The 14,223-nt window shown below is 46.3% G+C and carries 11 protein-coding genes; 2 read left to right on the forward strand and 9 right to left on the reverse strand.

What is annotated here, in order from left to right; all coding sequences use genetic code 11:
• Positions 1 to 550: 550 nt before the first annotated feature.
• Together BG260_RS12190 and queG are read left to right on the forward strand one after the other, a co-directional pair.
• A complete protein-coding gene (locus BG260_RS12190) occupies positions 551 to 1,273 on the forward strand; it encodes an FKBP-type peptidyl-prolyl cis-trans isomerase (RefSeq protein WP_069133093.1) in 723 nt (240 codons plus the stop codon).
• A gap of 78 nt (positions 1,274 to 1,351) precedes the next feature.
• Positions 1,352 to 2,299, forward strand: coding sequence for a tRNA epoxyqueuosine(34) reductase QueG (queG, locus tag BG260_RS12195; protein ID WP_069133095.1), 948 nt, complete (start codon positions 1,352 to 1,354; stop codon positions 2,297 to 2,299).
• Positions 2,300 to 2,981: 682 nt separating this feature from the next.
• On the opposite strand, the gene BG260_RS12200 is transcribed toward queG, so the two are convergent.
• The 9 genes from BG260_RS12200 to BG260_RS12235 form a co-directional block, all read right to left on the reverse strand.
• Positions 2,982 to 3,395, reverse strand: coding sequence for a type II toxin-antitoxin system VapC family toxin (locus BG260_RS12200; protein ID WP_069133097.1), 414 nt, complete (start codon positions 3,393 to 3,395; stop codon positions 2,982 to 2,984).
• Positions 3,376 to 3,624, reverse strand: a complete 249-nt coding sequence (locus BG260_RS12205; RefSeq protein WP_069133099.1) for a ribbon-helix-helix domain-containing protein — start codon at positions 3,622 to 3,624, stop codon at positions 3,376 to 3,378. Before BG260_RS12205 ends, BG260_RS12200 begins: the two co-directional genes overlap by 20 nt.
• A 470-nt stretch (positions 3,625 to 4,094) precedes the next feature.
• Positions 4,095 to 5,663 (reverse strand): DUF5723 family protein, encoded by a 1,569-nt coding sequence (locus tag BG260_RS12210; RefSeq protein WP_141691599.1) that lies wholly within the window; start codon positions 5,661 to 5,663, stop codon positions 4,095 to 4,097.
• Between the two features lie 10 nt (positions 5,664 to 5,673).
• Positions 5,674 to 7,920: a hypothetical protein gene (locus BG260_RS12215; RefSeq protein WP_069133103.1), complete on the reverse strand. Its 2,247-nt coding sequence runs from the start codon at positions 7,918 to 7,920 to the stop codon at positions 5,674 to 5,676.
• A gap of 922 nt (positions 7,921 to 8,842) precedes the next feature.
• Complete coding sequence (locus BG260_RS12220) at positions 8,843 to 9,370, reverse strand: YdbT family protein (protein WP_069133105.1); 528 nt, start codon at positions 9,368 to 9,370, stop codon at positions 8,843 to 8,845.
• Between the two features lie 636 nt (positions 9,371 to 10,006).
• A complete protein-coding gene (gene wecB / locus BG260_RS12225; RefSeq protein WP_069133106.1) occupies positions 10,007 to 11,104 on the reverse strand; it encodes a non-hydrolyzing UDP-N-acetylglucosamine 2-epimerase in 1,098 nt (365 codons plus the stop codon).
• A 716-nt stretch (positions 11,105 to 11,820) separates the two neighbouring features.
• Complete coding sequence (locus BG260_RS12230; RefSeq protein ID WP_069133108.1) at positions 11,821 to 12,882, reverse strand: NAD-dependent epimerase; 1,062 nt, start codon at positions 12,880 to 12,882, stop codon at positions 11,821 to 11,823.
• Positions 12,883 to 12,968: 86 nt separating this feature from the next.
• Positions 12,969 to 13,166, reverse strand: coding sequence for a GIY-YIG nuclease family protein (locus BG260_RS14555; RefSeq protein ID WP_218089772.1), 198 nt, complete (start codon positions 13,164 to 13,166; stop codon positions 12,969 to 12,971).
• 317 nt (positions 13,167 to 13,483) lie between these two features.
• Positions 13,484 to 14,223: nucleotide sugar dehydrogenase (locus tag BG260_RS12235; protein ID WP_141691600.1), on the reverse strand; the 740-nt coding region annotated here is incomplete at its 5' end.

The raw sequence follows: 14,223 nt of genomic DNA on the forward strand, positions 1-14,223 counted from the left end.
TCGGGTGTAGCGAAGCGGAACCCGGGGATAGTAGTGAATACACCCATTCCCCGCCGAATAGGGAGAGTGGTTTGGAGTGATTTAAATGATTGAGGCGGTTTTTACAGTGAGCAGTGGCAACAGTAATCAGTGATCAGTTTGTTATAACACGGAAAAAAAAGGTCAATAAAATTCGTCTGACGGACTGTAGCCGTCTGACGAGAGCTTTGTACATCTTACCATATAGAAATACTATGTTTTGTTGGAGCCCAGACCCGACAGGTTTTGGAAACCTGTCGGGTCTCTTGGGTAACTAATCCTCAATAGAGAGCTTCTCGACTATATTCGTTCGCAAGTGCTTCATCACGGCTCCCCGCGGTGCAAGGCTCACTCACAAAACCAAAAAATCTCATAGAGTTTGGATAGATCTTGTTTATCCTAAAATCAAAATCTCTCAATCCAGATCGGTGCAATCTTTCGACAAACTCAAACCATGATACTTTCCATATTCTCCCCTATATTGAGAACCGTATTCAATAACAGCAATAATTAATAAAGGAACGCAATCTACATGAAAATCTCTTTTCAACTATTTACTTTAAGTGCGGCTTTGATGAGCCTCACTCTTCTTTCTGCCTGCGACAGCGGAAATTACAACCCCACACCCGATCTGAGCAGTAAGGCTGACTCCGTCAGTTACAGCATCGGATACCTCCAGGGAAGCGGAATGGCTCAGGAAGGCATGACCGACATCGACATGAAAAATTTCATCGCCGGTTTTCAGCAGGCTCTTTCGGAAACAGATCCGGAAATGGACATGATGGCCATGCAGCAAACGATCCAGGGATACATGATGGAAGTCCAGCAGCGTCAGGAGATGGAGCGTAATGAGCAAGCCGAATCAGTAAGAGCTGAAGGGCAAGCTTTTCTTGAAGAGAACGCCGCACGTAACGACGTACAGGTAACCGAATCAGGACTTCAGTACAGAGTTGTTGAAGAAGGAACCGGAGAGCGCCCTTCTGCGGAAGATGAAGTTGAAGTACATTACCGCGGCACTCTTATCACCGGTGAGGAATTTGACAGCTCATATAGCAGAAATCAAACGGCTACTTTTCCTTTGAACGGCGTAATTCCTGGTTGGACAGAAGGACTTCAACTTATGCGCGAAGGTGCAACATATGAATTCTTTATTCCATCTGAGCTCGCGTACGGAACCAACCCGCCTCCGAGAAGCATTATCCTGCCGGGTTCCGTTCTGATCTTTGAAGTTGAGCTAATCGACATCAAAGAGTAACACATTTCAATCATCTTGAGACGGGACGTGAGGTTAAACATCTCACGTCTCAACTCTCATCTCTCACATCGCATAATCATGGATCCGCTCAAAAATACCATTCATATCCGGGCAAAAGCACTGGAGCTTGGGTTTGATCGCTGCGGATTTGCACAAGCCCGAATGCTGGACGAAGACGCACGGCGTCTTGAAGAGTGGCTCAAAAATGGCAGTCACGGTAACATGGGATGGATGGAGAACCACTTCGATAAACGGGTTGATCCAACAAAACTGGTTTCGGGAGCAAAAAGTATTGTCAGCGTCATTGCCGGCTATCGGTTTGCTGAAAATGAGGAGTATGATAAAAATCATCCCGTCCCAAAAATCTCGAAATATGCGCGGGGACGTGACTACCATAAGCTTTTCAAAAACCGGCTGAAGCATCTGTTTCGATTTACACAGGATCTTATCGGTGATGTAAACGGGAGAATATTTGTGGATTCAGCTCCTGTTTTGGATCGAGCCTGGGGACGGCTGGCAGGCAACGGCTGGATCGGTAAAAACTCCATGCTGATGAATAAAACTCATGGATCGTGGTTTTTTATCGGTGAGATGATCCTGGATGTCCCCTTTGTGTTCGACGCACCCGAGACCGATCACTGCGGCACTTGTACTCGCTGTATTGATGCCTGCCCCACAGATGCTATTGTAGAACCACAAAAAGTAGATGGCAGCAAGTGCATCTCCTACCTCACAATCGAAATGAAAGAGACCATGCCCGAGGAGTTTAAGGAGCAGCTCGGCGAATGGATGTTTGGGTGTGATATCTGCCAGGATGTGTGTCCATGGAATCAAAAATCTGAATACGGTTCTTACGAAGACCTGAAGCCGAGAGATCAGGTCCTCTACCCTCCCGATCGCAAATGGAGTGAAATCACAGAAGAGGAGTTTGACGATATTTTTGAAGGAAGTGCAGTACGCAGAGCCACTCACAAGTGGTTTGTCAGAAATGCCAAAATCGCCGAGCAGAATCTGGATATAGAGTAATTTCTACAATTAAGAGAAATAATACCGCCAGACTGCATTACACCGACCGTCAGTTCATTTCATCCGCCGGTCAGTTTGAACTTTGAATATGTGATTTGGGAATTTTTACCACGATGGGCATGATAAATACTCTGTGATGTACACTGTGGTTATATAATAATTCGTAAATGAACCACAGAATAACGCTGATTGCTTCTGTCAGTCCCGCGTGTCCCGATACTTTTTCGGGGAGAATTCGGGAAATGAAGAATTACAAATTTTGAAGTGTTTTTTCACTTTTGCGGTTTGCCTTTTAGGGTATCTAATTTTGAACCACAGCGATCACAACGGCTTCACGGTGAACACAACGTTTTTTAGATCAAACTCTGTGGCACTCTGCGATGTACACTGTGCAACTCTGCGGTTAATCTTTTTCCTATTTGAACCGCAGAATATCGGATGATGAATTTTGAAGGTTGAAGTGATTGTTTGGTATGCATATTGCTTCTCACAGAATATTTTGAGGGGTTCTTTGTGAAACTTTGAGGCCTGGAACCTTTGTGGCGAAATTTAAACATGGCCACGAAGTCACAAAATCACTAAGGAGCACGAAGTTTTTTAAGTGATCTCTGTGGCACTCTGCGATGTACACTGTGCAACTCTGCGGTTAACTGTTTCTTCTTTATGAACCGCAGACCAAAATTCACCCCGCCAATAGATTCTCCAGATAATGCCCATTCCCTAACTTATAGATGGAAAAATCACGATCAAGGGTGATGATGGAGTGTATTTTCTCAGTTTCAGCTACCTCCATCAATGTACAATCTGCCATATCAGCCGGCAGGTCAGAGTAAGTTGCAAACCATTCACGAACTCTGCCAACCTGCCACTGATGGATGTTATATATCTCCAATCCACCGGCTACAATCCAATCCAAAAAATCGAGTTGAGTCTCTCTGCTAAAGTCAAGCATGTAGCAGGTTTCGGTGATCACAGGCCAGGTCGTCGTCAATTTACCCCGGTAATCTTTCATAAAGGAGATCACCCTGTCATGGTACTGATCACTGTTATCAAAAAGTGCAATCAGCGGACCGGTATCAATTAGACTTTTGCTCACGGATCTTCTCTTTGATTCTGGATTTATAGTTGATGGAACGATCTGCCTCTCCGCTGCCACGTTTTCCAAATAAATCTTTACCTGCATCGTAGGGAGTAACGGCTTGTTCCTCTTTTGCAATATACTCCACTAATGCTTCCCGGATGATCTGGGAGTGTGATTTGTTGGATGATGTGGATAAGGAGTCCAGCTTCTCTTCTATCTCTTTGGGTAATCGTACGGACTTCATGGCTTTATCAGATTTATTATCAAGTATTACATATTGTATTACTTTTTCTCATGCTTTTCAACTTCTTAAAATTTTTCTAACATTTTCAACACGCTGTAAGTATCTGTCCGTTCAACTATTTTTTTTTGATGTGTGAATTATTCTTAAATGTAGACCAAATATTTCTGTGAGGTTCACTGATCCGGACTTCAATTCATCTTTTTGAATAGATTGTAAAGGGATGGATCCTTGTAATGCTAAGTATATGAAGCTCCGTTGAAGGAGTTATACATTTTAGAGTAAATAGATAATTAAACGACAACTTTAATGAGGTGAGACAATGCTTTTGTTTACTTCACAATCATCACATATCTACAACCGCATTTCGACTCGGTCCGGTGAGACCTTTCTGATGCCCCTCTATCTTCTTTAGCTTTTTAACTGATATACTCGTCTGACAAACTTAAGCCGTCAAACGAGTACACGTCTCATTAGAAATGAACCACGATGCCGCTCCATGCCGCTGCAATGGAAGCTCCGTTTGTTTCTGAATTGGATGTCGTGGCAGCACCCACGGTAAATTCAAAGTTCTTCAACTCTACTCCGGTACCTGCATGCCAGGTGGTACTGCTGTACCCGCCGGTTCTCATTCCTGCCCGAAGCGGTATTCGGTTCAAAAATCTATACTCACTTCCCAGCGAGAGATGTATTCGGCTGCTGTTAATTCCCCGATCAACAATCCCGGTTCCAATGTCTGCCATAAAAGCAAATTTTCCCAGTTGTAAATGCGAGCCCAGACGAACCATCGCAGGAAGGCCTACAGTATGCTTGGAGGACTCACGGGTTTCAAAGTTACCGTATATATCGTTTCCAATACTGTCTGTCAGCACGGACTCAAAATAAGCACTCTCATCCCCGTCAAATTCATTGTCGATTGTCTCCTGGTCGTAAGTGAAGCCGTTCCAGGTAAAGTTATCGGCAGCATCAAAACTTCTGGCACGATCAGAGAATGAAAGAGCTCCGATATCGGTAACCGCCAGGCCTACAGTCAGCTTTTTCTCTCCCCGAAAGAGTCCCAAATTGCCAAATGCATTTTGATGGAGATTCAACTCTGCTGTTACACCGAGATCCACACCAACTGATGTACCTTTAAAACCGGAGATATCTTCTGACTCGAAATCGAGGTAGTCATTAAGTTTAGGTTCAAGTCCTGCGCGCCGATCGTTGTTGTATCGTTCAAGCTCCTCTGCCCTTCTTCCAATAGTCTGAACGGAGTACTGAAAATTGTGTTGAATTGCTCCGCCCGATTCAGCCGAAACACCTTCAATCCGGAGATCCGAATGCAGCGTTCCTGAAAAGTAGTCGGCTCCAAGCAACAATTTGGGTGCAATTCCTGCATGAATTTTAAGGTTTCGTCCGAGTCCAAAAAATCGCTCCTGTTCATATACAGTCATCGCGAAACCGGCAGAGATTTCATGCCACCCGTACAGTTCCTGAGTTGAGTTTACAGCCCGTGCCCGATCGAAATATTCGGAGTCCAATCCGCGAAAAATAAGATCTGCAAACCCTCGCGAATACGAAGTTCTCCCCGACACCCGTGATCTCTGCGCAAAGCTAACGGACCACTTCCGGGTGCGGTAAACCGCCCCGATCGGTATCACACCGGCATCAAATGAGGCAGACCTTATATTGCTGTCTGAAGCCCCAAACCACTTGTCGAGCATCTCATCTGCTACGGCACCCTCAATTGTCAGACCTGTAGTCAGATAGCGGTTATAGGTTGAAATATTCAAAAGATCACCTCCACCGCCGGTATAGATTCCCCCGGCTATCCCAATAGTGATGGCTGGCCGGCGATCGTGATTAAGCATCAGGTTGGCCGGATTAACAAAGTTGGCGTGATAGAGATCCTGATAAGCTGCACCGCCGCTTCCCAGCGATACATTTTTTGATGTCAGGTGTGCAGATTGTGCAAATACACTCTGGTTCACTCCCAATAAAAACCAACCAAATAGAATCAGCAGTGAATTACGCATGATACTGTATAGAAATTTTTTCATAATTCAGCCCTCAGTCAATAGTTGTTAGAATGGAGAAGGAGCCGCTGATACTGATCGTAACATCATCGTTCCCGCGAATACTGACCTCATCTTCCCGCGTGAGTATATCTGCAGCAATCCTGATATTACGAGTCTGGTTGATGAGATCGAGCTGTTGACGATTCAGATTCAGTGAAGCCGTTCCGGATCGGGTTCCATCAGAAGCACCGCCCGGGTTCGTCGGGGCCGGGTTGATGTCAATGGCCGGTTCACCCTGCATCGGTACGGACATCAGCAGGTCGTCATTCTCATCCAGAAATTCGAGCTGGACAGAAAACCCAATTGGAATGCGATTTCCATACTGTATATACAGTTGCCCCTCTTCAATCGATTCATCATCATCCGGCCCGGGCAAATTTCCGAGATCCTGTGAGATTGTATCTGCAAAGGATGCCAGGTCGGTCCTTATCGAAAGGGGTACATTCACTCGAAATTCGGGTTCAAACAGAAGCGGATTCCGAACAACTCCTTCGGTTTCAGACTCATTTATAAAAGCAAGACCGATAAACCGTATCTCATTTGGGAGTTTGCTGAAAAACTCATTGATATTGGTGTTCTCCCTGTCAAACGTAATCACTTCCGTATCGTTAGGATCTCCGCTGTGATTCAGCTCAAACTGAATCAGGTTCTCAGCAGCAATTTGAGTGCCGTTCACAGTTAAACGACTGAGCCCGGAGTTGTCAGTAACAGAATGAGAGGTACCCGGGTCACCTGACAAATAGAAAGTATCGCCGCTCGAATCACGTCCGAGAAAAGCACCGACTACGCGAACAGGTAAATTTGTGTTGGTGGAGTAGCGAATATCCAGTGAAGCATTTGTAAATTCAATGCCGGTCACTTTTTGGGAGAGATCACGGATCCCATCGATTTCTATAATTTCGGCTTCAACGTCATTCAACAGATCGAGGATTACACCGTTGGCAGGGTCATCGCTGTTGAGCGCTGTTTCCCTTGCCAAAGGCACACCGAATGCCTCCTGCAATACAAGATTTGAAATCGCTATTTCAGCTGAAACCGCATCTGTTTCACGAATTGTACGGAGAGGTGACCCGCTCTGGCGTGTATCTTCCGTAACTGCAGAGATGCTGTATTCAACATCATTACCGGGCGCATAAATTCGCATACCCGTTAAATCGATCGACTGTGAAGCCGGCTGCGTGTTGGCCCTGCCAATGAAGTTGTTTCCGTCAAATGTAATCACCAGTGAATCCGATTCTCCCCAAGGTTCGTTTCGGATATTGGGAAATGAAAGTTGCAAAACAGGTATATCGACATCAATTCCGTTCAATATATTCTGAATATCAAGTGTACCGGACTGAAGCTGAACATAGTGCTCCTCAGAGCTAAACATAAAATCTGAATCATCAAAAGATGTGCTGCCGCTTAAGGTAAACTCCTGCTGAGGAATCGCTGCAACAACTTCGGATGCGATAAGATTTTCACCCCCTGCGCTGTTAACAATCAGGTTCCCGGCATCACTCTGCATGGTCTGTGAAGACCACTCAATCTCTACCTGAACGGAAAGATTGGAGAGAACCACTTCCGGTTCAGATTGAGGATCCTCAACTATGGAAAGGGTAAGTGTCTGATCTGTATTGTGTGCAAAACCGGTAAACTCTCCCGATGACACCGTACTGCCGCTGCTGAGGAGATCAATCGATATCCGATCAATATTAAATCCCAGCTCGTTACTCAACGTAATTTGAACCGCTCCCTGCCGGATAGTAGCCGATTCGAAAAAGTCCGTATCGAGATCAATTTCTACCGGAAAAGGAGATTGCGCTCCGGGAATGGGATCTCCTTCCTCCGGTGTAACACCAACGCCTGTAAGATCAGAAAAGCCGGCCTGACCCAGGTTTCCGTTCTCATCCTGGGATGAAAAATTGGAAAGGGCGATCTCACCCACTTCAGCCTCAAACTGAGTCGGATCGACACTGATTTCTGGAATGGCATTGTCCAGATCATCAAAGCTGAACGACTCCTCTTTTATGAGGGTGATAAAATTATCGCCATCTGCTGAAAAGAGTCCTGATAGATCTTCAGACGTGGTATCAATCAGGGCATTCTTTTCGCCCATAAACACAAAGTTGCTCTCTGCAATGATGGGAGCATCGATTTTTTGTGAGAGGGTAAAATTTGGATCTTCCGGCGTTTCACACTGAATCAAAAACAGTAAAAATGGAAACAGCAGATAATGCCGTCGGTTAAAATTATTCATGACGATCGTCTTTATCGGTTAGTTCGTTCAGCGTTTCTCCTATTCACAGTATAAGGAGTTTATGGCAAATGATTTGTTACTGTGAGTGTTGAAGTGCAATTATCGGAATTTTTAGCGAAACACTTTAATGAACCGGGACTGTGTCCGTGGTGCCATTCGAAGCCTGCCCTCAACAGAGTCGAAGGGTACCCGTTGTGGTAACAAGAAGTAAAAACTGAAACGGTTAATGGCAAACAGGGAATTCTATAAAGTCCCAGTTACTAAGCCACCAATTCAACATTTAAAATTCTGTATTTCTAACATTGACTAACCATAAAGACTCAAAACTCAAAGTTTCACAAAGCCACCTGTCAGCGTATTCCGATCCTTTTCGGAATTCCTGACAGCGTGGACGAGTGGCTATCGGTCATTAGGTAATGAATATAATTAGTAGCACACAATCAATCTCCCCTAACAAGGGGAGAAAAAGAGGGGTGTTAATGTACGCAGTGTATCACTTTGCGGAGAAAAGATGAGCATAGAATTCATTTAAAAAAACGTTGTGTCCGCCGTGTCTTCGTTGTGTTCGTCGTGGTTTAAAGATTCTGGAGTCCTACGGCTTGAAGCTGGATATTGTACACAGAAAAAATCCACTCGATACACGAAGCGCCGTAAATCCAAAACAAAATTCGTCACTTTGCTGTGCTCCGATCTTCTTCGGAGAGCGTGAAGAGGGAGCATTAGTGACTGAACGTAACCTATGAGCCTATGATTAACACATCAAGTTCTCGACACCGCTTGCACTCTGCCCGAACTCACGGGGGGATTGCTCCCCGATTAACTGCATCGGGGTATCGCGAACTGACGGACTCCAGCCGTCTGACGAGGACTCGAGATCAACACGTAAACCATACACCCTATACCGTACCCCGTTATCCCCCCCTTATTCAAAATGCTTTCGCTCTCTCTCAAAATCCTCTTCCGAAATCAACCCTTGCTGCCAGAGCCCGGTCAGGTAATCCATTCGGTCATCTCTTCCCGGTTTCGAGATCTCCTTTTTCTGCGGCTTCTTTTTCTTTAGCTCCGCAATCCGTTTTCTCTCAGTTTCTGCGGCAGATTCAATCATTTGGGCCAGGCGATGGGGCTGCTCAATTCCAAGCATCTCAATGGAAGCAGAATCTGTATCGGTTATAACATAGAGGTTACCGATATCAAACTTTTGATCAATCCACCGCTGCTTCACATCCACTCGATCTATGTTGATAATATCCACATTCTGTTCAACCTTGGAATCAGAAAACGTAATCGTTTTATCTTTTACAATATATGTGATGGAGCTGTGAGCAGAGTAAAAGCGCCAGATCAAATAGAGACCGGCACCAAAGAGAGGGATCAGTAAAACTCCGAGGAGATACCACCAAAAAAGCGATTTATGAGACGGTTTCAGTGAGATCGATTTTGTATCAGACATATGATGGTTGGCTTTTCATTCAGATGAACCGGTTCATTTGTAAAAGGTATTTTGAAAGCGGAAGATTCCAAAATCTTATCGGTAATGTGAACGGTTTCCAAATCAAATTGCAGCACAGAGTTCAAGAGTCTCCCCTAACAAGGGGCTTATTTTTTGAACGCGAAGCGATATACAGAGGGGTGTTCAAAGCCTCCTGTCAGCGTATTCCGATCCTTTGCGGAATTCCTGACAGCGTGGACGAGTGGCTATCGGTCATTAGGTAATGAATATAATTAGTAGCACACAATCAATCTCCCCGGAGCCTGTCCCGAACTTTCGGGAAGTGGAGTACGGCTTTAGCCGGGTGGGGTGTATCGCGTTGTACAAACCACCGTGAACCATTCCGCGCAGCTCCGCGAGAATTTTAACCGCAGAGGAACACAGAGTAGCACAGAGTTCTTTTGAAATAATGCCATACCCGACGTGGTTATAAATACCAAGCATCAATTTCCAAATCCCAAACTACCCACTACTTACTACTTACTACTCACTGCCTACTGTTCACTGCAAACTGCTCACTGCCCACTGCCCACTGCCCACTGTTTACTGATCACTGAAATCCCCCACACCGGAATTTGGCCAACGAGGATCAATCCATTATTCACCATTCAAAATTCCTATAAGGCTCTCAACTATCCTCCCCGACGTCTTCCCGTCCCACATCTCGGGGATACCGCCCTTCTTCCATTCATCCGCAAAGAGCTTATCCATCGCCGGCTTGATCGCCTCGGGATTCGTTCCAAGCAGTTCATTCGTTCCAACCGTAATCGTCTCAGGGCGCTCGGTGTTATCCCGCAATGTCATACAGGGAATTCCCATCACGGTCGTCTCTTCGGTAATGCCGCCCGAGTCGGTCACAACAGCCTTCGACCGCTCCACAAGGTAGTTAAACTCCAGGTATCCCAGCGGCTCAATCATATGCAGCCGCTCATGTCCAATTCCCAGTTTTTCCAGCATCTTTGCCGTTCGCGGGTGGACCGGAAACACCAGCGGCAGATCGCGCGTATTGGCGATCAATTCATCCATCAACCCTTTCAGCGCTTCCTCTTCATCCACGTTGGCCGGACGATGCAGCGTCATCACCATATACTCCTTCACCTTCAGGCCGATCTCATCCCACACCGGCGGCTTCCGAAATCTCGGGCGGTGCTTCAGCAGCGTATCGATCATCGTGTTGCCCACATAAAAAATCCGTTCATCCTCCACACCGCTCTTGCGCAGATTCTCGTTTGCAATCTCTGATGTTGTAAAAAAGTAGTTGGTCACAGCGTCCGTAGCCAGGCGGTTGATCTCCTCCGGCATACTCCAGTCGCCAGACCGGATGCCCGCTTCCACGTGTGCCACAGGGATGTGCATCTTCTGGGCGGTAATTGCGCACGCCATCGTGGAGGTCACATCACCGACTACCAGGCATAGATCCGATGGCTTATCCATCAACAGCTTCTCGTAGCCGGTCATAATCGCCGCGGTCTGTTCGGCCTGTGTTCCGCCGCCTGCTCCCAGGTTCACATCGGGAGCGGGAATACCGAGCTGCTCAAAAAAGGAACCGCTCATATTCTTGTCGTAGTGCTGGCCTGTGTGCACCAGCCGAAAATCGATCTCTGTTCCCTTCTTCTGTTCTTCCTTGATAGCGTCGATGATGGGAGCAATCTTCATAAAATTGGGTCGTGCTCCGGCGATGAGGTCTATGTACATGCTATTTTGTTCTGTTTAATATTTTAAAATAAATATCCTGATCATAATTTGATTAGCGATCTAAGGTAAAAAGTGAAACGGCAAACGGCAAAAGTATAAAACTTGTGCTGAGCGAAGTCGAAGTATGAAGCGGCAAACGTATTGCTCAATAGGAACAAACTGGTATCCATTTTCAACTCGTCTGACGAGGAACAACCCTCGGCGAAAATCTGCGATCCAATCCGCGCAGCTCCGCGAGAACGTTTCACCGCAGAGGCCACAAAGTAGTCATTCTGGGCACCATGGTTATAAACCCAAACCCAAGCTGATAAATTGTTTACTGATCACTGTTCACTGCTAACTGAAAACGCTGTGTCCGTGGTGCCTTCGTTGTGCTCGTTGTGGTTAAAAACAGTGAACAGTGAACAATAAACAGTAAACAGTTTGATCTTTCTGTTTAGAATAAAAAATTACTGCTAACTGCTAACTGCCAACTGAAATACTCCGCGTAACTCCGCGAGAACGTTTCACCGCAGAGGAACACAGTGTATTCCACAGAGGAGCACAGAGTTATCATTGTGTCCGCGGTGCCTTCATTGTGACCGTTGTGGTTAAAAATTCATAAGCCCTGAAGCCTGCTGCTTGCAGCTTCTAAAACTGCTATCTTTATGAATCCCACTTAAAGTCTCCCCCTAATTTAGGGGGAGATTTAGAGGGGGTAGATCACTGTACATATATTAAACCCCGTAATACCCCCGATACCACTCCACAAACGCATCAATTCCGTCCCGCACCCTGGTATCCGGTTTATACCCGAGGTTCTCCTCCAGGTCCGTTACATCCGCCTCCGTCCGAGGAACGTCTCCGGGCTGAATATCCATAAAATTCTTCTTCGCCTCTTTACCGATCTTCTGTTCAATCGCATTGATAAAATCCATCAGTTTCACCGGTGAGGAGTTCCCGATGTTGTACACCTTGTAGGGCGCGGTGTTGCTGTAGGAGACATCCTGCTTACCATCTTCGTGCTGAACCGGTTTGGGAATATCCTCCATCACCTTAAACACACCCTCGGTGATGTCATCCACGTAGGTGAAATCCCGAACCATATTCCCGTGGTTAAACACTTTGATCGGCTCATCCTTCAGGATTGCATCCGTAAAGAGGAAGAGCGCCATGTCGGGCCGCCCCCAGGGGCCGTAAACGGTAAAGAATCGAAGTCCGGTGGTTGGGATTCCGTAGAGATGACTGTAGGTGTGGGCCATCAGCTCATTCGCTTTCTTGGTGGCCGCGTAGAGGCTGATCGGGTGATCCACGCTGTCGGATGTACTCAGCGGCATCTTGGTGTTGTTGCCATACACGCTCGACGAACTGGCATAGACCAGGTGTTTTACGTCGTTGTGCCTGCACCCCTCAAGGATGTTGATGAAACCGACCAGGTTGCTGTCCACATACGAATAGGGATTTTCAATACTGTAGCGAACCCCCGCCTGCGCAGCCAGGTTGACCACTTTATCGAATTTCTCTTTCTCAAACAGGGAGAGCAGTTCCTCGCGGTCCTCCAGGTTCATCCGGACAAATCGGTAGCCGTCGTGTGATCTGCTCTGAACCGGTTTGTGCCACTGTTCTGCCCCATCACGCGAAATCCCGCACTCCGCAAGACGATCATACTTCAGGTTCACATCGTAATAGTCGTTGATATTGTCGAGTCCAACCACCTCAAACCCAAGTTTTAAAAGCTTCTGCGTCAGGTGAAATCCGATGAATCCCGCCGCGCCTGTAACCAGTATTTTTCTATTCATTTTGCTCATAATTTATTATCAGTCAACTTGTCCTGTGAAATACGATTTGAGCCTTTTCTTTAGAAACATTTTACCGTAATGAGTTTTCAAGTATTTTCTCGCCGCAATGCATCGTCCAGTGTTAGGCACGCTTCGAAATAAATCAACTTTAAAGGTCTTCTGTGTTTGGTTGATTCTACCTGACCTGCATTGTGCCGCTCAAATCGTGATCTCAAATTTCTGTATAACCGGTATATTTTACCATCCTTCAAGCTTTCCAATATGTAGACATAATAAAAGTCCATGAGAATTTGAGATCATTTCACGGGATGAATCCCGCCGCGCCTGTAACTAATACTTTTTCTCTTTTTTCTGTCATTTATCTTGTAATGGAGTAATTGTTTATTTGAAACTGAAATCTAAGATATTGGATTTGTGAGGCAACTTGAAGACCTAATTAACCACCAAGACCTCAAAGCAGGCACAAAGTTCACATCGTCGTGCTCTTTGTGAAAACCCCTTGTGACCTTTGTGGTTCCTTTACACACCGCAAAGACGCAGTGAACGCAATGCATCAACAAATATACTCAGCGTCCTTTGCGTCCCCCGCGGTGAAATGATATCAAAGCCGTTTATCCACCTTCTCTTTATCCAGGAAGCTTTTTACGTCAAACACCACGCACTCTTCCGACTTCTGGATCGGCAGGTTTCTGAACTTCTCATGCGCCACCGCCAGGATGATCGCCGAGTAGTTTTTCAGGTCCGGCAGGTCGCTTCCGTTGGTGAGCTCAATTCCATACTCCTCCTTCACCTCTTCCGGGTCCGCCCACGGGTCAAACACATCCACATTCATGTCGTAGCTCTGAAGCTCCCGGTAAATATCTATCGCGCGTGTATTACGAATATCGGGACAATTCTCCTTAAAGGTAATCCCCAGCATCAACACATTCGACTCCAAGACCTTCAGATCCTTCCGCATCATACACTTCACCACCTCCGTAGCCACATGTTTGCCCATACTGTCGTTGATACGCCTTCCGGCCAGGATAATTTCCGGATGGTAGCCAACCTCCTGCGCCTTCTGTGCCAGGTAGTATGGGTCCACCCCGATACAGTGTCCGCCCACCAGTCCCGGATGAAAATTCAGAAAATTCCACTTCGTTCCGGCCGCCTCCAGCACATCCTTCGTGTCGATCTCCAGCAAGTTAAAAATCTTCGAGAGCTCATTAACAAACGCGATGTTGATATCCCGCTGGGAGTTCTCAATCACTTTAGACGCCTCCGCCACCTTGATGGACGGTGCCAGGTGGGTACCGGCTGTAATCACTTCGTTATAGAGGGCATCCACATATTTACCCACTT

Origin of the sequence: Rhodohalobacter halophilus, assembly GCF_001715195.1 — a bacterium.
Taxonomy (GTDB): domain Bacteria; phylum Bacteroidota; class Rhodothermia; order Balneolales; family Balneolaceae; genus Rhodohalobacter; species Rhodohalobacter halophilus.